Annotated in this window: 24 protein-coding genes, 1 tRNA gene and 2 pseudogenes; 15 read left to right on the forward strand and 12 right to left on the reverse strand. The window is 71.1% G+C overall.

What is annotated here, in order from left to right:
• Positions 1–24: 24 nt before the first annotated feature.
• Positions 25–201 carry a DUF7331 family protein gene (locus ACP95_RS16115; RefSeq protein ID WP_202593814.1) on the reverse strand — a complete coding sequence of 59 codons (177 nt, stop codon included), beginning with the start codon at positions 199–201 and terminating at the stop codon, positions 25–27.
• A gap of 102 nt (positions 202–303) precedes the next feature.
• On the opposite strand from ACP95_RS16115, the gene ACP95_RS09465 reads away from it, so the two are divergent.
• The 4 genes from ACP95_RS09465 to ACP95_RS09480 all read left to right on the forward strand — a co-directional run bounded on the left by ACP95_RS09465 (position 304) and on the right by ACP95_RS09480 (position 4,462).
• Positions 304–3,039, forward strand: a complete 2,736-nt coding sequence (locus ACP95_RS09465; RefSeq protein WP_049980969.1) for a DNA-directed DNA polymerase — start codon at positions 304–306, stop codon at positions 3,037–3,039.
• A 68-nt stretch (positions 3,040–3,107) separates the two neighbouring features.
• Positions 3,108–3,875 (forward strand): glycosyltransferase, encoded by a 768-nt coding sequence (locus ACP95_RS09470; RefSeq protein ID WP_049980970.1) that lies wholly within the window; start codon positions 3,108–3,110, stop codon positions 3,873–3,875.
• A complete protein-coding gene (locus tag ACP95_RS09475; RefSeq protein WP_049980971.1) occupies positions 3,872–4,318 on the forward strand; it encodes a GtrA family protein in 447 nt (148 codons plus the stop codon). Before ACP95_RS09470 ends, ACP95_RS09475 begins: the two co-directional genes overlap by 4 nt.
• 69 nt (positions 4,319–4,387) lie before the next feature.
• Positions 4,388–4,462: transfer RNA gene (locus ACP95_RS09480), tRNA-Met, on the forward strand.
• 179 nt (positions 4,463–4,641) lie between these two features.
• On the opposite strand, the gene ACP95_RS09485 is transcribed toward ACP95_RS09480, so the two are convergent.
• Entirely contained in the window at positions 4,642–4,896 is a 255-nt protein-coding gene (locus ACP95_RS09485; protein WP_049980972.1) for a hypothetical protein, read from the reverse strand.
• Positions 4,897–5,009: 113 nt separating this feature from the next.
• Between ACP95_RS09485 and ACP95_RS09490 the strand changes: the two genes are divergently transcribed.
• Both ACP95_RS09490 and ACP95_RS15725 read left to right on the forward strand, forming a co-directional pair.
• Complete coding sequence (locus tag ACP95_RS09490; RefSeq protein ID WP_049980973.1) at positions 5,010–5,438, forward strand: Rieske (2Fe-2S) protein; 429 nt, start codon at positions 5,010–5,012, stop codon at positions 5,436–5,438.
• Positions 5,439–5,479: 41 nt separating this feature from the next.
• Positions 5,480–5,629, forward strand: a complete 150-nt coding sequence (locus tag ACP95_RS15725; protein WP_154018498.1) for a hypothetical protein — start codon at positions 5,480–5,482, stop codon at positions 5,627–5,629.
• On the opposite strand, the gene ACP95_RS09495 is transcribed toward ACP95_RS15725, so the two are convergent.
• From ACP95_RS09495 to ACP95_RS09515, 5 genes are all read right to left on the reverse strand, one after another.
• A complete protein-coding gene (locus ACP95_RS09495) occupies positions 5,626–6,504 on the reverse strand; it encodes an aminotransferase class IV (protein WP_049980974.1) in 879 nt (292 codons plus the stop codon). The genes ACP95_RS15725 and ACP95_RS09495 overlap by 4 nt on opposite strands.
• Entirely contained in the window at positions 6,501–7,103 is a 603-nt protein-coding gene (locus ACP95_RS09500) for an anthranilate synthase component II (protein ID WP_049980975.1), read from the reverse strand. Before ACP95_RS09500 ends, ACP95_RS09495 begins: the two co-directional genes overlap by 4 nt.
• The gene (gene pabB, locus ACP95_RS09505) at positions 7,100–8,662 is read right to left on the reverse strand and encodes an aminodeoxychorismate synthase, component I (RefSeq protein ID WP_049980976.1); all 1,563 of its coding nucleotides are present in this window, start codon (positions 8,660–8,662) and stop codon (positions 7,100–7,102) included. The genes ACP95_RS09500 and pabB overlap by 4 nt, the downstream gene beginning before the upstream one ends.
• A 46-nt stretch (positions 8,663–8,708) precedes the next feature.
• Positions 8,709–9,338: a helix-hairpin-helix domain-containing protein gene (locus ACP95_RS09510; protein WP_049980977.1), complete on the reverse strand. Its 630-nt coding sequence runs from the start codon at positions 9,336–9,338 to the stop codon at positions 8,709–8,711.
• Between the two features lie 75 nt (positions 9,339–9,413).
• Positions 9,414–10,229 carry a shikimate dehydrogenase gene (locus tag ACP95_RS09515; protein ID WP_049980978.1) on the reverse strand — a complete coding sequence of 272 codons (816 nt, stop codon included), beginning with the start codon at positions 10,227–10,229 and terminating at the stop codon, positions 9,414–9,416.
• A gap of 89 nt (positions 10,230–10,318) precedes the next feature.
• Here ACP95_RS09515 and ACP95_RS09520 point away from each other — a divergent pair, with 89 nt between their 5' ends.
• From ACP95_RS09520 to ACP95_RS09540, 5 genes are all read left to right on the forward strand, one after another.
• Positions 10,319–11,656 (forward strand): D-aminoacyl-tRNA deacylase, encoded by a 1,338-nt coding sequence (locus tag ACP95_RS09520; RefSeq protein ID WP_049980979.1) that lies wholly within the window; start codon positions 10,319–10,321, stop codon positions 11,654–11,656.
• A 73-nt stretch (positions 11,657–11,729) separates the two neighbouring features.
• Positions 11,730–12,884 carry a cell division protein FtsZ gene (gene ftsZ / locus ACP95_RS09525; protein ID WP_049980980.1) on the forward strand — a complete coding sequence of 385 codons (1,155 nt, stop codon included), beginning with the start codon at positions 11,730–11,732 and terminating at the stop codon, positions 12,882–12,884.
• 90 nt (positions 12,885–12,974) lie between these two features.
• The gene (locus ACP95_RS09530) at positions 12,975–13,148 is read left to right on the forward strand and encodes a protein translocase SEC61 complex subunit gamma (RefSeq protein WP_049980981.1); all 174 of its coding nucleotides are present in this window, start codon (positions 12,975–12,977) and stop codon (positions 13,146–13,148) included.
• A complete protein-coding gene (locus ACP95_RS09535) occupies positions 13,149–13,586 on the forward strand; it encodes a transcription elongation factor Spt5 (RefSeq protein WP_049980982.1) in 438 nt (145 codons plus the stop codon).
• 72 nt (positions 13,587–13,658) lie between these two features.
• Positions 13,659–13,841 carry a DUF7333 family protein gene (locus ACP95_RS09540; protein WP_049980983.1) on the forward strand — a complete coding sequence of 61 codons (183 nt, stop codon included), beginning with the start codon at positions 13,659–13,661 and terminating at the stop codon, positions 13,839–13,841.
• A 79-nt stretch (positions 13,842–13,920) separates the two neighbouring features.
• Here the strand turns inward: ACP95_RS09540 and ACP95_RS09545 are convergent, their stop codons facing one another.
• Positions 13,921–14,220, reverse strand: a complete 300-nt coding sequence (locus tag ACP95_RS09545) for a DUF7565 family protein (protein ID WP_049980984.1) — start codon at positions 14,218–14,220, stop codon at positions 13,921–13,923.
• A 122-nt stretch (positions 14,221–14,342) separates the two neighbouring features.
• Between ACP95_RS09545 and ACP95_RS09550 the strand changes: the two genes are divergently transcribed.
• Positions 14,343–15,077: a PHP-associated domain-containing protein gene (locus ACP95_RS09550; protein WP_049981001.1), complete on the forward strand. Its 735-nt coding sequence runs from the start codon at positions 14,343–14,345 to the stop codon at positions 15,075–15,077.
• Here the strand turns inward: ACP95_RS09550 and ACP95_RS09555 are convergent.
• The 4 genes and pseudogenes from ACP95_RS09555 to ACP95_RS09570 form a co-directional block, all read right to left on the reverse strand.
• Positions 15,074–15,568, reverse strand: coding sequence for a metal-dependent hydrolase (locus ACP95_RS09555; RefSeq protein ID WP_049980985.1), 495 nt, complete (start codon positions 15,566–15,568; stop codon positions 15,074–15,076). The two genes, ACP95_RS09550 and ACP95_RS09555, sit on opposite strands and share 4 nt — an antisense overlap.
• A gap of 60 nt (positions 15,569–15,628) precedes the next feature.
• A complete protein-coding gene (locus tag ACP95_RS16120) occupies positions 15,629–16,564 on the reverse strand; it encodes an HNH endonuclease (RefSeq protein ID WP_049980986.1) in 936 nt (311 codons plus the stop codon).
• 26 nt (positions 16,565–16,590) lie between these two features.
• A pseudogene (locus ACP95_RS09565) lies at positions 16,591–17,117 on the reverse strand (CinA family protein).
• A gap of 43 nt (positions 17,118–17,160) precedes the next feature.
• Positions 17,161–18,294: a tubulin/FtsZ family protein gene (locus tag ACP95_RS09570; RefSeq protein ID WP_049980987.1), complete on the reverse strand. Its 1,134-nt coding sequence runs from the start codon at positions 18,292–18,294 to the stop codon at positions 17,161–17,163.
• Positions 18,295–18,390: 96 nt separating this feature from the next.
• Here ACP95_RS09570 and ACP95_RS09575 point away from each other — a divergent pair, with 96 nt between their 5' ends.
• From ACP95_RS09575 to ACP95_RS09585, 3 genes and pseudogenes are all read left to right on the forward strand, one after another.
• Positions 18,391–18,801, forward strand: coding sequence for a DUF7310 family coiled-coil domain-containing protein (locus ACP95_RS09575; protein ID WP_049980988.1), 411 nt, complete (start codon positions 18,391–18,393; stop codon positions 18,799–18,801).
• A gap of 20 nt (positions 18,802–18,821) precedes the next feature.
• Positions 18,822–19,216: pseudogene (locus tag ACP95_RS16690) on the forward strand (DUF7311 family protein).
• A gap of 76 nt (positions 19,217–19,292) precedes the next feature.
• Positions 19,293–21,236 carry a type II/IV secretion system ATPase subunit gene (locus ACP95_RS09585; protein WP_049980990.1) on the forward strand — a complete coding sequence of 648 codons (1,944 nt, stop codon included), beginning with the start codon at positions 19,293–19,295 and terminating at the stop codon, positions 21,234–21,236.
• Positions 21,237–21,504 lie beyond the last annotated feature (268 nt).

Here is a 21,504-nt window from a genome sequence, read left to right on the forward strand (position 1 = left end):
CGAGAAAAGGGTTCCCAGTCCGCCTCAGCGCCGCTCCGCGAGCGACACCGTCGCGTCGCTCCGGAGCCACGCAAGCGGCGCCTCCGCGTCGTAGAACACGACGCCGCCGTCGACCTCGTACGTCTCGACGGTGTCGAAGCCGTCGTCGGTCGGTCCCGGGCGTTCCGATGCCGCCTTCGGCAGACCGCTCTCGTCGGGCATGGTAATCAGTACCAAGCAGTCGGGTAAATGCCTTTCGGGGGTGTGCGAAACCCCGGCCCGCGGACCACCGTCGTTTTAACGCATCCCGGCAAACCACCGCCAATGAGTGAGAGCGAGCAGTGGGGGCTCGACGAGTTCGAGGCTCCCGACGGGGGCCGGCCCGACGAGGAGGCGGCCGTCGTCGCCGGGGACGCCGGGCAGACTGTCAGCGAGGTGGTCGACGCCGCGGACCTGAAGTTCCCCGACAGCGACGGAGTCGTCCGGATGAAGGTCACGCAGGTCGACTACACCGTCGAGGGCTCCGGCGCCGAGGAGTACCCCGTCGTCCACGTGTTCGGCCGCACCGCCGACAACGAGTACGAACACGTCCGCGTGCTCGGCGTGGAGCCGTACTTCTACGTCCCCACGGAGAACGTCGCGGATCGCGCGCTGACCGAGGAGTACGACGCGATCCTCGACACCCGCGAGGAGGACCCCAACGGTGAGCGCTTCGAGTCGATCCGTGGCGAGCCGCTGACGAAGGTGATCGGCCGAACGCCCCGCGACGTGGGGCAGATGCGTGACGACTTCGACGAACACTACGAGGCGGACATCCTGTTCCCGAACCGCTTCCTGATCGACAAGGACGTGAGCGCCGGCCTGCAGGTGCCCGAGCGCCGCCTCGACGACGGCCGGATCCAGGTGCGCTACGACGACGAGGAGCTGGTCGCCGTCGACGCCCCGACCGAGGCCGACCTGCGAGTCAACACGTTCGACATCGAAGTCGACGACCGCTCCGGCTTCCCCGAGGACGGCGAGGAGCCCATCGTCTGTCTCACCTCCCACGACTCCTACGACGACGAGTACGTCGTCTGGCTGTTCGACGCCCCCGACGCCGAGGTCGACGCCCCCGCGGTGCTCGACGAGTACGAGCAGATCGCCGACTCGGGCAGCGTCGACGTGCGCGTGTTCGACGAGGAGCCGGCGATGCTCGACGCCTTCGTCGAGTACGTCGAGGACACCAACCCCGACGTGCTCACGGGCTGGAACTTCGAGGACTTCGACATGCCGTACGTGCTCGACCGGCTGGAGCTGGTCGACCCCTCGACCGACTACGACCTCGACGTCGACCGGCTCTCCCGCGTCGACGAGGTGTGGCGCTCGGACTGGGGCGGCCCGGACGTGAAGGGCCGGGTCGTGTTCGACCTGCTGTACGGCTACAAGCAGATCGTGATCAAGGAGCTCGAGTCGTTCCGCCTCGACGCCATCGGCGAGCGCGAGCTCGACGTCGGGAAGGAGCACTACTCCGGCGACATCGGCGACCTCTGGGAGCAGGACCCCGAGCAGCTGCTGGAGTACAACCTCCGGGACGTGGAGCTCTGCGTCGAGATCGACCGCAAGCAGTCCGTGATCGCGTTCTGGGACGAGGTGCGCTCGTTCGTCGGCTGCAAGCTGGAGGACGCCCCCACCGCGGGCGACGCCGTCGACATGTACGTGCTGCACAAGGCGTACGGCGAGTTCGGCCTGCCGTCGAAGGGGCAGCAGGAGGCCGCCGAGGAGTTCGAGGGCGGCGCCGTCTTCGAACCGATCTCCGGCGTGATGGAGAACGTCACCGTGCTCGACCTGAAGTCGCTGTACCCGATGTCGATGGCGACGATCAACAGTTCGCCGGAGACGAAAGTCGACCCCGAGGAGTACGACGGCGAGACGTACCGCGCCCCCGACGGCACCCACTTCCGGAAGGAGCCGGACGGGATCATGCGCGAGATGATCGACGAGCTCCTCACCGAGCGCGAGGAGAAGAAGGAGCTCCGCGACCAGCACGAGCCGGATTCGGAGGCGTACGAGCGCTACGACCGGCAGCAGGGCGGGGTGAAGGTGATCATGAACTCGCTGTACGGCGTCTCGGGCTGGGACCGCTTCCGCCTCTACGACACCGAGGGCGCCGCCGCCGTGACGGCGACGGGCCGGGAGGTCATCGAGTTCACCGAGACCGCCGCCGAGGAGATCGGCCACGAAGTCGCGTACGGCGACACGGACAGCGTCATGTTGTCACTTGGCGGAGAGGTATCCAAGGAGGACGCCATCGAGCAGTCCTTCGGCATCGAGGAGCACATCAACGAGCGCTACGACGACTTCGCGAGCGACGAGCTCAACGCCGAGAGCCACCGGTTCGAGATCGAGTTCGAGAAGCTCTACCGGCGGTTCTTCCAGGCCGGCAAGAAGAAGCGCTACGCCGGCCACATCGTCTGGAAGGAGGGGAAGGACGTCGACGACATCGACATCACCGGGTTCGAGTACAAGCGCTCGGACATCGCCCCCGTCACCAAGCGCGTCCAGAAGGAGGTGATCGACATGATCGTCCGCGGCGGCGAGCTGGACGACGTGAAGGAGTACCTCCACGACGAGATCACCACCTTCGAGGAGGGGGAGGCGGACCTGGAGGAGGTCGGCATCCCCGGCGGCATCGGGAAGCGCCTCGACGCCTACGACACCGACACCGCGCAGGTCCGGGGCGCGAAGTACGCGAACCTGCTGCTGGGCACAAACTTCCAGCGCGGCTCCAAGCCGAAACGGCTCTACCTGAAGAAGGTCCACCCCGAGTTCTGGCAGCGCATGGAGAACGAGCACGGGTTCGACCCCCAGACCGACCCGCTGTATCGGGAGTTCAAGCGCGACCCCGACGTGATCTGCTTCGAGTACGCCGAGGAGGTGCCCGAGGAGTTCGAGATCGACTGGCCGAAGATGCTCGACAAGACGCTCAAGGGGCCGATCGAGCGCGTGATCGAGGCGCTGGGGCTCTCGTGGGACGAGGTGAAGTCCGGCCAGGAGCAGACCGGCCTCGGGCAGTGGGGCTGAGCCCGGCGTCCCCCTGAGAGCCACAGAAGTTCGGACGCTTTTTCCCCACCCGCGCGGAACGCCGCCACATGTCCCGCTCCGTCGGCGTGGTGGTCCCCGCCTACCGGCCGGACGTGGCCCGGCTCTCGCGCTACGTCCGCGCGCTCGACGAGCGACTCGCCCCCGCCGAGCTCCGGATCGAACTCGACGACCCCGCCCCCGGCGACGCCGACGCCCTCGCCGACCTCCCGGCGACGGTGCACGTCGCGGACCGCCGCCGCGGGAAGGGCGCCGCCATCACCGAGGGGTTCGACGCGCTCTCGACGGACGTGCTGGCGTTCGCCGACGCCGACGGCTCGACGCCCGCCGACTCGGTGGCGAACGTGATCGACCCCGTCGCCTCAGGCGAGTTCGACCTCGCGGCCGGCTCGCGACGCCACCCCGAGGCGACCGTCCAGTCCCACCAGAAGACGCTGCGGCGCTTCCTCGGCGACGGGTTCGCGTGGCTGGCCCGCCAGCTGCTCACCCCGGACCTGTACGACTACCAGTGCGGCGCGAAGGCGGTGTCGGCGAACTTCTGGTCGCGGCTCCGGCGCCACCTCACCGAGTCGGGGTTCGCGTGGGACATCGAACTGCTCGCGATCGCGGGCGCGCTCGGCGGGAAGATCGCCGAGGTACCGGTGGTCTGGGAGGACCAGCCCGAGTCGACGGTCGACCCCGTGCGCGACACGCTCTCGCTGTTCACCGGGCTGCTGGCCGCCCGCCACCGCGCGAAGGCGGTCCGGGGCGATCGACTCCACGAGCTGCTGGCCGCACGGCTCGACCGACCACTCCTGATCGAGCGGGGTGGGCAGTGAACGGGATCCCGGACGAACTGCTCGCCGTCGATCGGTTCGGCCAGTTCGTCTCCGTCGGCGCGGTCGGCGCCGTGTTCGACCTCACGACGAGCTCGGTGCTGAGCGCCGGCGTCGGCGTCCCGCCCGAGATCGCGAAGCTGGTCGGCGCCGAGGTGGCGATCGTCGTCATGTTCGTCGTCAACGAGCGCTGGACGTTCGCGGCCCACGGCGACGACGGCGGCTGGGCGATCCTGCGCCGGTTCCTGAAGTCGAACCTGGTGCGCAGCGGCGGCGTCGCCGTCCAAGTCGGCGTGGTGGCGGCACTGACACGGCTCCCGATCGCGCTGACGGCGTTCGGCGTGGATCTCTGGGAGCTGGCGACGTTCCCGATCGCGATCGGCTGCTCGCTCCTGCTGAACTACGTGCTCGAGAGCCTGTTCACGTGGCGAGTGACCGCTGACTGACCCCGGGAAGAACCGACAGAGGGCGACCGAAACAGAACGCTTAACCGTCGTACCCGATTTGGTACAGGTAGCGGGATGGGATAGCCAGGAGATTCCGCCGGGCTCATAACCCGGAGATCGGTAGTTCAAATCTACCTCCCGCTATATTCTCCTGCCGGCCGACGACGAACAACGAACATCGTGAGCTGTGAGTCCGGCCGGCAGGGATGTAGCGACGGAGTAGATTTGTACCCAGAGGGGGAGCGAGCGCCAGCGAGCGAACCCCTCGTGGTTCGAATCTCCCTCCCAAGATTCACCTTCTACCTCCCGACAGCAGGCCCTTCTCACTCCCCCTCGTCAGCGAGCGCCGCGGCGATGCGCTCCTCGTCGCCGAGCCTGACCGCCACGACGAACCCTGCGACCGCCAGTACGATGCCGACGGCGACGCCGGCGACGCGACTGACGAGCGACAGCGAGCCGACTATCGACGCAGCGAACGGGTCGGCGGTTCGGTAGCCGAGGAAGGCGGCGGCGAACGCCACGCCGCCGATCGAGACGGCCCCGCCGACGTAGGTCATCACGGTCTCGAACGCGGACATCAGTCTGCCCCTCGGAAGGCGCCGACAAACCGCTTTCGGCGCTCCCGCGACCGGCGCGACAGCGTGACCACAGACCCAAACGCCCTTCAGAACCCCTCGACTACCGGCTCCCAATGCCTCCCGGGGAACGCATCGCCGATCTCGACGCCGTACCGGACGACAGCAGCCTCCTGATCACCGTCGCGGACCGCGAGAGCGGCGAGGAGCGCGAGGCCATCCTCGTCCGGGCGGGCGACGGCGTCGCCGCGTGGTTCAACTACTGCCAGCACTGGCGCGACGTGAACCTCGACACCGGCGACGGCGCGGTCCTCCGGGACGGCGAGCTCGTCTGCAAGCGCCACGGCGCCACGTTCGAGCGCGACAGCGGCGAGTGCACGTTCGGCCCCTGTGAGGGGGCGGTGCTCGACGAGCTCCCCGTCGAACTCGCCGACGGCGGCGTGTTCCTCGACGCCGACGGCTACGAGTTCGTCCGCGTGGGCGCGAGCGAGGACGACGCGGACGACGACATCCACAAGTCGACGGAGTCCCGGATCGGCTTCTGAGGAAGGACGGATTGATACCGCCGCGGCCCCTGGCTCCGGCAATGAGCGAGGAGGACGGCGACCTGTACGACGACGGCCTGCCCGAGGGCGAGAGCCCCGAGGAGGACGGGCTGGTGCTCAAGTTCATTATCGCCGCCGTGCTGCTGATCCTGCTGTACGCGGTCGCGACCATCCTGCTGGCCGCGAGCTAGTAGTACGCGTCCTCGACGCGCTCCCGGTAGCGCCGGGCGAGCAGCTCCGTCACCGGGCCGCCGCCGACGGTCGCGCCGTCGACGGCGTCGACGGGCCTGATCTCCCACGTGGAGTTGGTGCAGAACAGCTCTTCCGCCGAGCGCAGCGTCTCCGGGCCGAACGTCCCTTCGCGGACGGGGATCCCCTCATCGTCGGCGATGTCGAGCACGGTCGCTCGGGTGATCCCCGGGAGCACCGGCCCCGAGAGCGCCGGGGTGAGCAGCCCGTCGCCGTCGACCGCGAACACGTTGCTGGTCGCCCCCTCCGCGACGTGGCCCGCCGAATCGAGCATGATCGCCTCGTCGGCGTCGGTGCCCCGGAGTTCGAGTCGCGCGAGGATCCCGTTCAGGTAGTTATGCGTCTTCGCTCGCGCGGGCACGGCGGCGTCGGGGATCCGCCGGGTCGATACCGTCTGTAGCGTCGCCGGGCCGTCCCAGACGGACTCGCCCGAGAGCCCGCCCCGCGGGAGCGGTTTGACGACGACGACCACGGTCGGATCGACCTCGGGGTCGGGGTCGAGCTTGCCGGGCTGGACGCCCCGCGAGATCGAGAGCCGGACGTAGGCGTCGGCCAGGTCGTTCGCATCGAGTGTCGCGAGGATCCGGTTGTGGAGGTCGTCGCGAGCCAGCCCGTGGTCGATCGCGAGCAGGTCGCAGGTCTCGGCGAGTCGGTCGGCGTGGGCGTCCCAGCCGAACACGTCGCCGCCGTACGCGCGGAGCGTCTCGAAGGCGGCGTCGCCGTACTGGAACCCGCGGTCCTCGACCGACACCGTCGCCTCGCCGGCCGGGACGAGCTCGCCGTCGACGTGGAACACGCGGTCCGATCCGTCGCTCATGGCTCCCACCCACGGCTCGTCGCGAGAAAGTTCTTGATCATCGTTTTCCCGTGCTCGGTGAGGATGCTCTCGGGGTGGAACTGGACGCCCACGTGGGGCTGCTCCCGGTGGCGGACCGCCATCACGACGCTCTCGTCGTCGGTCGTCGCCGTCTCGACCAGGGCGTCCGGAATCGCCGAGCGCTCGACCGCCAGCGAGTGGTAGCGCCCGACCTCGATCCCGTCGGGCAGGTCGGCGAACACGCCCGCGCCGTCGTGGCTGATCCGCGAGGGCTTGCCGTGGACGACCGCCTCGGCGTGGCCCACCGGGGCGCCGTTGGCGGCACAGAGCGCCTGGTGGCCGAGACAGACCCCCAGCGTCGGGTAGCTGAGCTCGCTGAACACCGCCATCGAGACCCCGGCCTCCTGGGGCGTCCCGGGCCCCGGGGAGACGACGATGCCGTCCGGGTCGAGCTCGCGGATCCCGGCGGCGTCGACGGCGTCGTTGCGCCGCACGATCACCTCGCCGTCAAGCGGTTGGACCGCCTCGCCGACGTACTGCACGAGGTTGTACACGAAGGAGTCGTAGTTGTCGATCACGAGGATCGCCGGGCCGCTCATCGCTCGGCCCTCGCGCCGTCGTCGTCCGCATCGGCGGCCACTTCGAGGCCGCCGGCCTCCAGCGCGTCGTCGACGGCGCGGATCAGCGCCCGGGCCTTGTCCAGCGTCTCCTCGTACTCCGCGTCCGGCTCGGAGTCGTGAACGATCCCGGCGCCGACGCTGAGGTGGTACTCCTGGGCGTGGCGCACCAGCGTCCGGATCACGATGTTGAGGGTCGCGCGGCCGTCGAAGCCGAAGATCCCCATGCTGCCGGTGTAGGGGCCGCGGCGACGGCTCTCGAGCTCGTCGATGATCTCCATCGTCCGGGGTTTGGGCGCGCCGGTGATGGTGCCGCCGGGGAACGTGGCGGCGATCGCGTCGGCGAGCGTCGCGTCCTCGCGGAGTCGCCCCTCGACCAGCGAGACGAGATGCATCACCTCCGCGTAGCGGTCGATCCGGCGGTACTCCGTCACCTCGACGCTGCCGTACTCGCTGATCTTGCCGAGGTCGTTTCGCTCCAGGTCGACCAGCATCGCGTGCTCGGCGCGCTCCTTCTCGTCGCTCCCGAGGTCGTCGGCGAGCGCGGCATCTTCCGCCTCGGTGTCGCCGCGGGGTCGCGTGCCGGCGATGGGTTCGGTCAGCAGGCGGTCGCCGTCGCGGTCCAGCAGGAGCTCCGGGCTCGCGCTCACGAGGTCGACGCCGGGGAACTCCAGCAGCCCGGAGTACGGCGCCGGGTTCACCGCCCGGAGCGCGTCGTAGGCGTCGACGGGGTGGACCGCGGCGGGCGCGGCGAGGCGCTGTGAGACGTTCGCCTGGAACGTGTCGCCCGCCCGGACGTACTCCTTCACGCGGCGCACCCGCTCGCGGAACTGCTCGCGGCCGCAGGTGCTCTCGAACGCCGCCTCGTCGGCCGAAACCGGGGCGGCCCCAACCGCTGGGTCGCCGTCGTGGACCCGCCGACAGAGCTCGCGGGCGTCGGCAAGCGCGTCGTCGTAGCGGGCGTCGAGTGCGGCGTCGTCGGCGCCCGCGGGGACCGCCGGACAGGCGGTGATCCGCAGCGTCACGTCGCCGTCGTGTGGCTCCTCCCAGGCGGCCAGGCAGTCGTAGACGGCGACCTGCAGCGTCGGGAGGCCGCGGTCGTCGCCGTCGCCGTCCGGCAGGGACTCCAGCTCCCGCGCGACGTCGTAGGAGAGCCAGCCGATGGCGCCGCAGGGGTAGGGCACGTCGCAGTCGCCGCGAGCCAGCCCCTCACCGTCGAGCAGGCCGTCGAGCGCCGCCAGCGTCGGGGAGTCCCCCGAGCCGAACCGGCGGTCGTCGGCGTCCCCGCGGCGGGTTTCTGCCAGCACGGCGTCGCGGGAGACGGTGAGCCTGTCGACGGGGTCGACGCCGAAGTACCCCCAGCCCGACTGCCCGCCGGTGGTTTCGAGGAAGGCGCCGCCGTCGTCCCGGGCGCGTCGGTAGGCGTCGAACGGGTCGGCGACGACGGTCCGCAGTTCGACGGGCACCCGGGCGCCCGCCGGCGCGTCGGCGGCCACGGCGTGGAACTCCTCGCGCGTCGTGGCCACCGTGGGTTCGGTCATGACTCCACGGTCGGCAGGTAGCGGCTAAAAACGGGCGGGTCCGTCGTCAGTCGTCCCGGTCGTTCGCGCGGTCGATCCACTTCTGGACCGTCCCCTCCGGCGCCGTCGTCCGCTCGGCGACCTCGGCGGCGTCGGCGTCGCGGAGCTCCGCGACCGTCTCGATGCCGATCTCGCCCAGTCGCTCGGAGTAGGCCGGGCCGATCCCCTTGATCTCGTCGACCGACGGCGAGTCCGTCGCCGCCTCGGCCGCCTCGTCGGCGTCGGGGCCGGCATCCGCCACGTCGGTGGTCTCGTCGTCGGACTCCGGGCCCGCTGCCTCCGCGGGTTCGGCGCGCCCGGACGGCTCCTCCTGGGCGATCTCCTCGTCGACGAGCGACTCCGTCGACGCGTCGGCGTCGGTCTCGGCGGCGACCGGTTCGTCGTCCGCCTCGTCGGTCGCGGCGTCGTCGTCCCCCGATTCGTCGTCAGCCTCCTCGGTCGCCCCGTCCTCGGCCGACTCCGTGTCGGTGGTCGAGTCTGCCTGTTCGTCGTCGGCCTCGTCGGTGCCCTTCACCGCCGCCTCGGTCTCGGCGTCGGCGTCGTCGCGGTCCTGCACCGTCACGTCGCGCTCGGATCGCCCGGCGTCGTCCGAACCGGAGTCGAGCCCGAGGAGCCGTTTGAGCTTCCCCAGTACCATGCTGTCGCGGAAGATGACCCCCGATGGTAAAAAGCCAGCGTCGCCCTCGGCCGTTTCGGCCCCCGAACCCCGCAGTCAGCCGGCGAGCCGGTCCCGGAGCGCCCCGTCCATCGCCGCCACGGGGGCGTCGACGCCGGTCCAGCGCTCGAACGCGGCGACGCCCTGGTACAGCAGCATCCAGGCGCCGTCGACCGTCGTCGCCCCCGCGTCGGCCGCGTCGCGCAGCAGCCTGGTCCGCAGCGGCGAGTAGACGGCGTCGAGCACCGCGAGCTCGCCGTGGAGCAGTTCGGCGGGCACGGGTGAACTATCCGGGTCGTCCATCCCGACGCTGGTGGCGTTGACGAGCAGGTCCGCCTCGGGGAGTCGGTCCGCCAGGGCGTCCAGCCCGCCGGCCTCGACGCCGAGGGCGGCGAACTCGTCGGCAAGCGTCTCGGCGCGCTCGACGGTGCGGTTGGCGACGAACGTCTCCGCGCCCGCGTCCGCGAGGGCGTACGTGGCCGCCCGCCCCGCGCCGCCGGCGCCGACGACGACGGCCGAGCGGCCCTCGATCACCACGTCGTGGTGCTCGAACGCCCGGATCACGCCCTCGGTGTCGGTGTTGTGGCCCTCCGGCGTCCCCCCGTCGAAGGTGATCGTGTTGACGGCGCCGACCGCTTCCGCGGTTGGGGTCGGGTCGACGTAGGGGAGCACGTCCTGTTTGAACGGGACCGTCACGTTGAGCCCGGCGACGCCCAGCGCGTCGGCGCCGGCGATCGCCTCGTCGATCCGGTCCGGGTCGGGTTCGAGCGTGACGTACCGCGCGTCCAGCGAGCGCGCGTCGTAGGCGGCCTCGTGCATCGGCGGCGAGAGCGAGTGTTCGACCGGTCGGCCGATCAGCCCGTACACGTCCATGCGTTCGGTGGGGTGAGCGGGCCGGAAAAAGGTCGCGGGCGCAGCCGGAGGCGACGGCTACTTGGCCGACCGGGGCTGACCTCGGAGCAATGAGTATCGGTATCGTCGTCTCGCGGGCCGACCGCGCGTCGGAGCACATCGGCGAGCAGCTGCTGGACCAGGGGGACTGGACCGAACACGAGGACGAGAAGCGGCCCGACGCCGCGGGCGGCGGCACGTACTACCGCGACGGGCCGTTCGAACTGCGGTCGTTCGACGACCTGCACATCCACCTCGACGACCCGGCGCCGGCGTTCAGCGACGAGCCGCGCCTGCTGGTGTTCGTCTCCCGGCACGCCGGCGAGACGGGGGCGCTGTTGACCGGTCACTTCACCGGCAACTTCGGCGAGGCGGAGTACGGCGGCGCGGACGGCGACCTCGCGGAGGCCGCCCCCAGCGCGCTCTCGGCGTACGTGAGCGCGCTCGAGGCCCACGCGCCAGAGAGGTACGAGGTCGCGATCGAGGGGACCCACCACGGGCCGACGGCGCTCGACACGCCGTCGATGTTCGCGGAGCTCGGTAGCGCCGAACAACAGTGGGAGGACCCCGACGGCGCCCGCGCGGTCGCGCAGGCGGTGCTCTCGCTGCGGGGCGTCGACGCCCACCGCGAGCGCCAGCTCGTCGGGATCGGCGGCGGCCACTACGCCCCGCGGTTCTGGCGCGTCATCAGGGAGACGCCGTGGGCGGTCGGCCACGTCGCCAGCGACTGGCAGCTGTCGGAGCTGGGCCACCCGCGGAGCAACGAGGCGCGCGCGGTGCTGGAGACCGCGTTCGAGCGCAGTGGCGCCAGCCACGCGCTGCTCGACGGCGACCACCCCGAACTCGCACGCACGATCGAGGAACTGGGCTACAGGGTCGTGAGCGAGACGTGGGTCCGGACCGTCGGCGACCGCCCGCTGGCGCTGGTCGACGCGCTCGAGTCCGGCGTCGCGACCGTCGACGAGGGGCTGCGGTTCGGTGCCCACGTTCCAGAGGCGCCGGAGGACTGGGAGGCGGTGAGCCTGCCGGACGACCTGCTCGCGGCCGCCCAGAACGTCGACGGCGAGGCGACCCGGGCGGCGGTGGCGGGCGCGACGGTCGCGTTCGACACGATCGAGAACGGGACCCGCGCGCGAGGTTCGGCGGCGGTGCCGGACGGCGACCGCTACGGCGAGCTGATCGACGAGCTCGCGGCGATCCTGCGGGCGGAGTACGACGAGGTGCGCGTCGACGACGACGCCGTAATCGCCCGCGAGGAGGCGTTCGACCCGGAGAAAGCCGGGAAGCTCGGCGTCCCCGAGGGGCCGAAGATGGGGCGGCTCTCCGGCGGCGAGCCCGTCGAGGTCGGCGACGAGGAGATCCCGCCGTCGGCGGTGCTGAGCGAGCGAGAGGAGCGGTTCCCGGTCTGAGCCGGCGTCGACGCCGCGCTGGGGGCCGGAAAGGGAGAAAGATGAATAGGCTCCACTGTATAGCAGGGGTCAAATGGACTCTATCGTAGAGGAAGCTATCGACGAGGCCGAGGGCGAGGGCGGCGAGGAGCCCGACGCGACGGCCGAGGAGGAGACCCCGTCGGCGCAGGGCGCCGACGAGACCCCGACGTCTGGGAAGATGACCGACGAGCAGCTGCAGGACGTGCTGCAGGACCTCAAGACCAACATCACCGTGGTGGGCTGTGGCGGCGCCGGGGGCAACACGGTCAACCGCATGCACGAGGAGGGGATCCACGGCGCGAAGCTGGTCGCGGCCAACACCGACGTGCAGCACCTCGTCTCCATCGAGGCCGACACGAAGATCCTGATGGGGAAGGAGAAAACCCAGGGTCGCGGCGCCGGCTCGCTCCCGCAGGTGGGCGAGGAGGCAGCGATCGAGTCCCAGGAGGAGATCAAGGAGTCGATCGACGGCTCGGACATGGTGTTCGTCACCGCCGGGCTCGGCGGCGGCACCGGCACGGGCTCGGCGCCCGTCGTCGCCAAGGCCGCCCAGGCCGCCGGCGCGCTGACGATCTCGATCGTCACCACCCCGTTCACCGCGGAGGGCGAGGTCCGACGAACCAACGCCGAGGCCGGGCTGGAACGACTGCGTGACGTGTCCGACACCGTCATCGTCGTGCCGAACGACCGCCTGCTCGACGCGGTCGGCAAGCTGCCCGTGAAGCAGGCGTTCAAAGTGTCCGACGAGGTGCTGATGCGCTCGGTGAAGGGGATCACCGAACTCATCACCAAGCCCGGGCTGGTGAACCTCGACTTCGCCGACGTGCGCACGGTGATGGAGAAGGGCGGCGTCGCGATGATCGGCCTCGGCGAGTCCGACACCGACGACAAGGCCGAGGACTCGGTGCAGTCCGCGCTCCGGTCGCCGTTACTGGACGTGGACATCTCCGGCGCCAACTCCGCGCTGGTCAACGTCACCGGCGGCTCGGACATGTCCATCGGCGAGGCCGAGGGCGTCGTCGAGGAGATCTACGACCGGATCGACCCCGACGCCCGCATCATCTGGGGCACCTCCGTCGACGAGGAGATCGAGGGGCGGATGCGCACGATGATCGTCGTGACCGGGGTGGAGTCCCCCCAGATCTACGGCGGCGGCGAGGCCGCCCAGCGCGGCCCGTCGAAGGAGCAGCTGCAGGACGTGAACTGATCGGCCCCCGGAGTCCTTCGTTTTCGCCCTCGACTCGGGCAGCCCGTATTCAATAGATAGAAAAGGCGTCGGGGAGAAGTTCCCGCCAAGATGGACGTCAAATACGACCTCTCGGAGTACATCCGCGTGCTCAAGCTCGCGAGCACCCCCGAGTGGGAGGAGTTCTCGATGGTCGCCAAGGTCGCCGGCGCCGGTATCTTCCTCATCGGGCTGCTCGGCTTCCTGATGTTCGCGGTGATGAGCTTCATCCCGGGTGGTGCGTAGATGCCGATCTACGCCGTCAAGACCACCGCGAGCCAGGAGGAGACGGTCGCGGACATGATCGCCTCGAAGGAGATGCCCGAGATCCACGCCGTGCTGGCGCCGGACTCGCTGACCTCCTACGTGATGGTCGAGGCCGAGGACGACTCGATCATCGAGCGCGTGCTCGACGAGATCCCCCACGCCAACGGGATCGTGCCGGGCACGTCGTCGATGACCGAGGTCGAACACTTCCTCTCGCCGACCCCCGACGTGGAGGGGATCGCCGAGGGCGACATCGTCGAGCTCATCGCCGGCCCGTTCAAGGGCGAGAAGGCGCAGGTCCAGCGCATCGACGAGGGGAAAGACCAGGTGACGGTCGAGCTGTACGAGGCGACGGTGCCGATCCCGGTGACGGTGCGCGGCGACCAGATCCGCGTGCTCGACTCCGAGGAGCGCTGAGCGACGCGACCGCGGGCAGCTACCGACTGCTGGTTTCTCAACGGTTTTGCCGCTCCGGCCACAACGCGGGGTATGGAGTACGACTTCACACGTTCGGTCGCCCCGCTCGTCGCCATCGTCGCCGTCGCGGCGGTCGCGCTCACGAGCGTGATGACCGCCTCGACCGTGTTCATGATGGTGCTCCCCTCGATGATCGTCTTCTCGGTCGTCGCGTTCTTCCTCGGGATGAAACACGGCGAGTTCCGCGCGACGTAACGATCCACGAACCGGTCGGTAGTCGGGTTGTAGCGAGCCGAAAAAGCGATCTCGCCGAGCGCGGCGTCGACGCCGCGAGCTACTCCGAGCGCGCGTTCAGCTGCTTGACGACGCTCTGGAGGTCGGCGCTCTCCTCGATCTCCTCCTTCACCGCCTCACGGGCGCGCACGTCGCTACTGTCGGCGTCGTAGGCGCGGACGTACTCCGAGCGCGTGTGCTCGTCGAAGGCGTGCCGGATCGCGAAGTACCCCTCCGGGACGATCGTGCCACAGACCGCACACTCGTGGCGCTGGTGTTCGGTCGTCTGGTGGACGATCACCTCCTCCGGGCCGTCGAACTCGCGGCCGCAGCCGTCGATCCCGCAGTTCCAGGCGTTCATACGCGCTCCGTTGTCGGGGGACGCCAAAAGGGTTCTCCCCGACGCCCGGCATCGAACACGGAGGCTATTTGGGGGGCGACCGACTGGGAGCGTACGTGACTACGGCGACGACGCGGGTCGACATGCACGTCAAGCTGCTCGACGGGCGGGTCGTCGAGCGGGCGAAAGCCCGGGGGATCGACGTGCTGGTGTACGCCCCCCACTTCACGCGGCTGCCGGAGATCCGGGAGCGGGCCGAGCGCCACAGCGACGACGAGCTGCTGGTGGTGCCCGGCCGGGAGATATTCACGGGCAACTGGCAGAACCGCCGGCACCTGCTCGCGGTGGGGATCTCGGAGCCCGTCCCGGACTTCATCTCCTTCGAGGGGGCGCTCTCCACGCTGGCCGACCAGGAAGCCGCGCTCTGTGTCCCCCACCCGACGCTGCTGAACGTGAGCCTGGGCCGCCCGGAGATCCGGGCGTACGCCGACCACATCGACGCCGTCGAGAGCTACAACGTCAAGTCGCCGCCCCACGTCAACAGCCGGGCGAAGGCGATCATCGAGGAGGCCGGGCTCCCGTCGTTCGGCTCCTCCTACGCGCATCTCCGCGGGAGCATCGGCGAGGCCTGGACGGAGTTCGACGCCGAGATCGAGAGCGAGAGCGACCTCGTCGACGCGCTCGTCGACGGCGTCGACCGACAGGTCGTCCACCGCGCCGGCCCGCGCCACCGCCTCTGGAACGCCGCGGAGTTCGCTCACCTGGGGTACGAGAACTCCTGGGGGAAGATCGACCGCCTGTTCCTCTCGGGCACCGAGCCCACGCACCCCGACCACATCGCCTACGGCGGCCGGTTCGACGACGTGGCGGTGTACTAGACCATCGCCGTCACGCCGCCGAGCTCCAGCCCCGGCGGGAGGTACTGCGGCAGCAGGTGGACGAACGCGGCGAACACCGCGACCTCGACCAGCGTGACGACGACGGTGACGACCTCCGCGAACTTGCTCGTGGTCGTCACGCCCGTCGGCGATCCGAACTCCTCGCTCCAGAACGGGTAGAACAGCGCGATGCCGCGCCTGCTCCCCAGCATGTCCAGCACGTAGTGGCTCAGGATCCCCGCCCAGACGAAGCTCAGGTTGCCGAAGAAGAACGGGTAGGCGAGCGCGATGCCGAGCACCGGGAGGTTGTGCAGCGTCTTGCGGTGCTTGCCGAAGGCGGTGTCGACGTCGGGGAACAGCGCCCCGAGCACCAGCGGCAGCGACACCTCCGCGATCGCGACGAACGTCGGCACGTCGCCGGAGGGTTCGAGGACGTACCCGACGCCGATCGCCAGCAGGACGGCGTTGAGTACGTGACCTTTCTTGTCCATACCGTGAGGGCGACCGGCTCCCCGCAAAACGTTTCGGTCGGGGAAGCGCGTGTCAGCCGCTCAGAACGACGCGATCCGGTCGTTGTGGTAGTCGAGATACGCCGCATCGAGCTCGTGATCGGCGTCGACGGTGAGTAACGTGCCGTCGACGGCGTCGTCGAAGGCGTGCTCGACGACCAGCGAGTCGGGATCGACCCGGACCCGGCCGTAGTCGAAGTCCGCGTGGTGGTTCGGACAGAGCACGAGCAGGTTCGCCGCGGTGTCCGGGCCGCGGTGGGGCTCCCCGAGCGGTTTGACGTGGTGAGCCTCCGCGTACGCGCTCCCGTCGCGGCGCTCGCGGCGATCGCCACAGAGCTGACAGCGGTGATCGTACAGCTCCTTGGCCATCGCCGACAGCTTCGTGTCCCGGATCGTCCGTGTCGTCGTGTACTCCGTCCGCGCCGGCGGGTCGCTGTCGGCGGCCCGCAGCCCGCCGGTCGCGGGTGCCTCCAGCGCCGCCCGGAGCCGGCGTTGGGCGGTGTCGGAGACGCCGTGGTCGATCAGCGCCTCGACGTACGCCGCGCGGTCGTCGCCGTCCATCGCGATCCCCGTCCCCGTCAGCTTCGAGTGGTGGAACGGGAACGAGCCGCCGAAATCCTCGCGCATCGGCGGCTCGACCTCGCGCTCCGGGCTCCCGCGGCAGTAGAGCAGCCAGTCGTAGTCGCGCGTCTCGCCGTCGTGATCGCGCCACACGTCGGGGACTATTTCCTGGTCTACGACCCGGCGTGCTTCCTCGAACGTCCAGATCCCCGACACGCCGACGCCGCCGGTCTGCCGTACGACGAACAGGTCCTCGCCCGGCGTGAGCTCGCGCGGGTCCGGCGCGCGACCGCCCGAGGGGATCCCGTGCCACGGGTGACCCACGTGTCGCGCCGGATGGACCTCGGCGTCGGTCGGCCCGTCGCGACAGCGCTCCCAGTGGGCGGGGAGCGTGTTGAGCACCCAGAGTCGCACCATGCCCCGGGAGAGCGCCGACGGCCTAATCAGCGTTCCGACAGGTCCCCGCGGACGTCCTCGAGCAACAACTTCAGCGCCTTCCGCGCGATCTGTTCTTTGATCGCCGTGCGCGACCCGTCGAACTCGTGCCGGGAGACCTCCGTGTACGAGCCGCCGGTGCCCCAGTCGGCGGCGTAGGCGCGGCCGATAAACACCGTCCCGACCGGCTTCTCCTCGCTGCCGCCCTCCGGGCCGGCGATCCCGGTCGTCGAGAGCCCGAACGTCGTCCCCGCGCGGTCGCGCACGCCGGCGGCCATCTGCTCGGCGACCGGCGCCGACACCGCGCCGTGGCCGTCGAGGCTCTCCCGCGAGACCGCCAGCTGCCGAGCTTGGCGTCGTAGGAGTAGGTGACCAGCGAGCGGTCGAAGTAGTCCGAGGAGCCCGGCACGTCGGTCAGGAGCGAGCCGATCAGACCGCCAGTGCAGGACTCGGCGACGGCGACGGTGGCGTCCCGTTCGCGCAGGGCGTCGCCGATGCGCTCCTCGATCGGTGGGTCGTCAGCGTAGTCGTGCATACCGACGACAGGGGCGCCGGGGAGAAATAGCCGGGGGCGGCGCTCAGAGCAGGTCCTCGAGCTCGTCGTTCCGGAACGCGTCGGCGGCGTCGCGCTTCTGCTGGCCCTCGCTCCGCTCGTCGGTGTCGGCCTGGGCCTCGGCGGCGCGGTTCATGAACTCCTGCACCCGGGGGGAGCGCTCGACGCCGCCGAGCAGCACCAGCGAGGCGATCCGGTCGGTCGCGAGCGGGAAGTCGCCGCCCCGGACCGCCATGCTGCCGGTCTCCTCCTCGACCCACGAGCGCGCCCGCTCGACCCCCTTCCGGGAGAGGCTCTCGGGACGGCCCGCGGCGACCAGCAGCGCGGCGTCGGCCGTCGACGCCTCGGGCAGGCTGGTCCCCGTGAACAGCGCCTGCCGGGTGGTGCTGGTGACGACGTTGACGTTGTCGTCGGCCTCGTCGCTCGCCGGCGACTCGGCGTAGCCCACCGCGGCGAGCCCGCCCGAGCGGAGCGTGTTGATCACCTCGCTCGTGTCGACGACGCTCTCGCCCACGTCGCGGTCGACGCCGTCGTCGCCCAGCCCCAGCGAGCGGTCCTCGATCGGCTCGCCGGCCGCGAGCAGCAGCCCGATTCGCTGGGCGATGCGCTCGTTGATCGCCGCCATCCCCTCGGCGACGCCCTCGCCGCTCTCGCGCCAGGCGTCGTTGTCGATCAGGATCGTCGCGTCCGCCTCGCGGGCGAGGGTCTTCAGCGATCGCCCGGCGTTGGCCTGGTACAGCGAGCCCTCGTTCCGGCCCGGGAGGATGCCGACGGCGTACACCGGCACGTCGTAAACCTGCTTGAGTTCCTTCGCGAGCACGGGCGCGCCGCCGGAGCCCGTGCCGCCGCCGAGTCCGGCGACGACGAACACCGCCTCGGTCCCGGAGTCGATCCGGCCGCTCAGTTCGGTCATCACCTCGTCGGCGTCGCGCTGCATCACCTCCGCGCCGAGTTCGTTGTCGCCGCCGACGCCGTGGCCCTTCACCACGTCCTGCCCGATCAGCACCGTGTCTAGCGGGAGCCCCTGGAGGTCGGCCTTCGCGCTGTTGACCGCGATCGCGTCACGGATCGCGCGAAACCCCATCTCGTCGTCGTACTCCGCCAGCGCAGTCGCCACTTTCCCACCAGCTTGGCCGACGCCGACGAGAACGCTCTTCATGCCCGCCCCTTCAGCCGGACCCGACTTAAGTTCACCCGGCGACCCGGGAAAACCGCCACCCCGACGCTTATGGCCGATCGGGCGACCAGCCGCGCCATGCCCGACAGCGACGAAGCGCTCGAACGCCGGCTCGCGGCCGTCGAACGCGCCGTCGACGCGGACGCGACGGCGGACGGGTCCGACAGCGATGCCGACCCCGAGGAGCTCGAAGCCCGGATCACGGAGCTCGAGAGCCGCGTCGACGAGCTCGACGCGGCGGTCCAGGCGATCCGGGGGTTCCTCGGCGGCGTCTCGGCGGTGAACGAGAGCGTCGAACGTCGCGCCGACGCCGCCGTCGCCGCGGTGGATCGGCTGAAGCGCCGACTGGACGACGGCGACGCGGACGCCCGTGAACCCGGCGAGGGCGACTCGGACGAACGAACCGCGAACCCAGTCGACGAAGAGGGCGAAGCCGCGGCCGAGGACGACGACCGCCACCTCCGCGAGCGCCTGCGTAACCTGCAGTGATCCGCGCGCTGTTGGCCGTCGTGCTCGCCGCCGCGCTCCTCTCGGCCACCCTCCCGGCCGTCGAGTCGGGCGCCGCCGACCGCACCGCGTCCGCGCTCGACCGCGAGGTCAGCCGGATCGAGCGCGCCGGCGCGTCGCTGCTGGCGGCGGACGACCCCGGCGGCAGCAGAGTGCTCAGCGTCTCCCTCCTTCGGGGTCGCTCGTCGCCGCCGAAGTCGACTCCCTGACGATCCGCTGTCGCCCGAACTGCGTGGTCCGGTACGCGCTCGACACCGGCGCCGTCAGAACCCGTCGCCTCGACGCGCGGTTCGCGACGCCGGACGGTCCCGTTCAGTTCGGGACGCCGGGGGACCACCGACTCGTACTCCGGCTCGCCGAGGGCGACGACGGTCGAGTCGTCACGGTCCGGGGGTGAACTATCCGGGTCGTCACGACGCCTACGGGAGAGATCCGACCGAGAGTTCAAGTACGAAAGCGCGGCCAGCCGCGCTATGTCACTGCTACCGGGCGGCACCGACGACGGTCGCTGCGACTGCGACCCGTCGTTCGTCGAGGTCGGCGCGACGGGGATCGAGGACCGCGTCGAACTCCGCATCGACGCCGCCGACTGCGCCGGGAGCGGCGATCTCGCCGACGAACCGGCCTGCCGGGCGACGGCCGTCGACGCGCTCGCCGACCGCGACGCCGACGCCGTCCGGACGCGATCGGCCGGCTTCGAGCGCTGGTACACCGACGGCGCGGTCGGCCTGCTCCAGGCCGCGGGCCGGTTCGCCGCGCTCGTCGACCACCACGACGCCGATCTCGCCGCGACGGCACGGACGGACCCTCTCGCGGCCGCCCGGGAGGCGACCGGCCGCACCGGCCCCGTCGGCCGGCTCGCCGCCGAAACGGGGCTCGCCGCCGGCGCGGAACGCGTCGACGATCACGACGACGCCGTTCGCTCCCACGACGGGCCGACGATCGCCCGAGCGAAGATCGACCACCGGCCACCGACGAACGCCCGGCTACGGGACACCATCGCGCTCTCGACCGGCGGCACGGTCCGGCGCTACGCGCTCGACGACCCCGCCGACCCGGCCGCGCGCTACCACCTCACCCCCGCGTCGGCGTCGTTCGACCCCCGGGCGTTCGAACTGCTCGACGAGGCGGCGACGTGGCTCGCCGAGTCCGGCGAGACGGGCGAGCTCGCCCCCCTTCGCGCCGTGCGGCGGGTCCTCGACGACGATCCCGACGACCTGTCGATCGCGGAGCTCTCGGCGACGCTCCGGAAGCACACCCGCGGCAACGGCGTGCTCGCCGACCTGTTCGCGGACGACCGCGTCTCGGACGCCTACGTCACCGCGCCGGCCGCGGAGACGCCGATCCGGGTCGTCGTCGACGGGGAGACGATGCCGACGAACGTCCGGCTCACCCCCGAGGGCGTCGGCGCGCTCGCCTCCAGCGTCCGGCAGTCGAGCGGCCGGGCGTTCTCGCGGGCGACGCCGCAGGTCGACGCGACGCTGTCGATCGGCCCGCCGGGGGAGCGCGAGCAGGTGCGGGTCGCCGGCGTCACGCGCCCGCTCTCGCCCGGGCCGGCGTTCGCCGTCCGCCGACACGACTCGGAGCCGTGGACGCTCCCCCGCCTCGTCGCCGCCGGCTCGCTGTCGCCGCGGGCGGCGGCGCTGCTGTCGCTGGCCGTCGAGCGCGGCGCGACCGGGCTCGTCGCCGGCGCCCGCGGCGCCGGGAAGACGACGACGCTGGGGGCGCTGCTGTGGGCGCTCCCCCGCAGCACGCGGACGGTGCTGATCGAGGACACGCCGGAGCTCCCCGCCGCCGCGCTGCGGGCTGCCGGCCGGGACGTGCAGTCGCTCCGGGTCGCTCGCGGCGACGACGACTCGGGGGAGACCAGCCCCGCGTCGGCGCTCCGGACCGCGCTCCGGCTCGGCGAGGGCGCGCTGATCGTCGGCGAAGTCCGGGGCGAGGAGGCGAGCACGCTGTACGAGGCGATGCGCGTCGGCGCCGCCTCCGGCACCGTTTTGGGGACGGTTCACGGCGACGGCGCCGCCGCGGTTCGGAGCCGGATGACCGAAGGTCTGGGCGTGAGCGAGTCCGCGTTCGCGGCCACGGGGTTCGTGCTCACGGTTGCCGACACGGACCGCGGCCGCCGCGCGGTCGCGATCGAGGAAGTCGAGTCGGTCGCCGACGGCACCGACCTCCGTCCGCTGTTCGAACTCGGCGACGGCGGCGATCTCGAACCGACAGGCAGACTCGACCGCGGCGAGAGCAGCCTCCTCGCTTCCCTCACGGCGCCGGGCGAAGCGTACGGCGAGACGCTCGCGGCGCTCGCCGACCGGGCCGAGCACCTGCGCTCACTCGCGCGGGACGGGGTCACCCGACCGGCCGCGATCCGGGCGGAGTCACCGACCGAAGCGGATGCTGCTGGAGAGCCGTGGTAGCACCCACTTTGACCGAGGGGGCGTGCCGGCTCGATCGGTTCGTCGCGTGGATCGCCCCACGCTGGCCCCGCGACCCGGCAGTCGGCGACGAGTTGACGACCGCCTGCGAGCGTCTCGGGTTGCCCCCCGCGCCAGACCTCGTGGCGGCGGCCGAGGCGGTCGGCACCGCGGTCGCGGGGACGGCCGCGCTCGCTGCGCTCGCCGCGGGGGCGCTCCCGCTGGTGCCGCTCGCGGCCGCGCTCGGCGTCAGTCCGCCACTCGTGGTTCG

The organism is Halolamina rubra (assembly GCF_000739555.1).
In the GTDB taxonomy this organism is placed as follows: domain Archaea; phylum Halobacteriota; class Halobacteria; order Halobacteriales; family Haloferacaceae; genus Halolamina; species Halolamina rubra.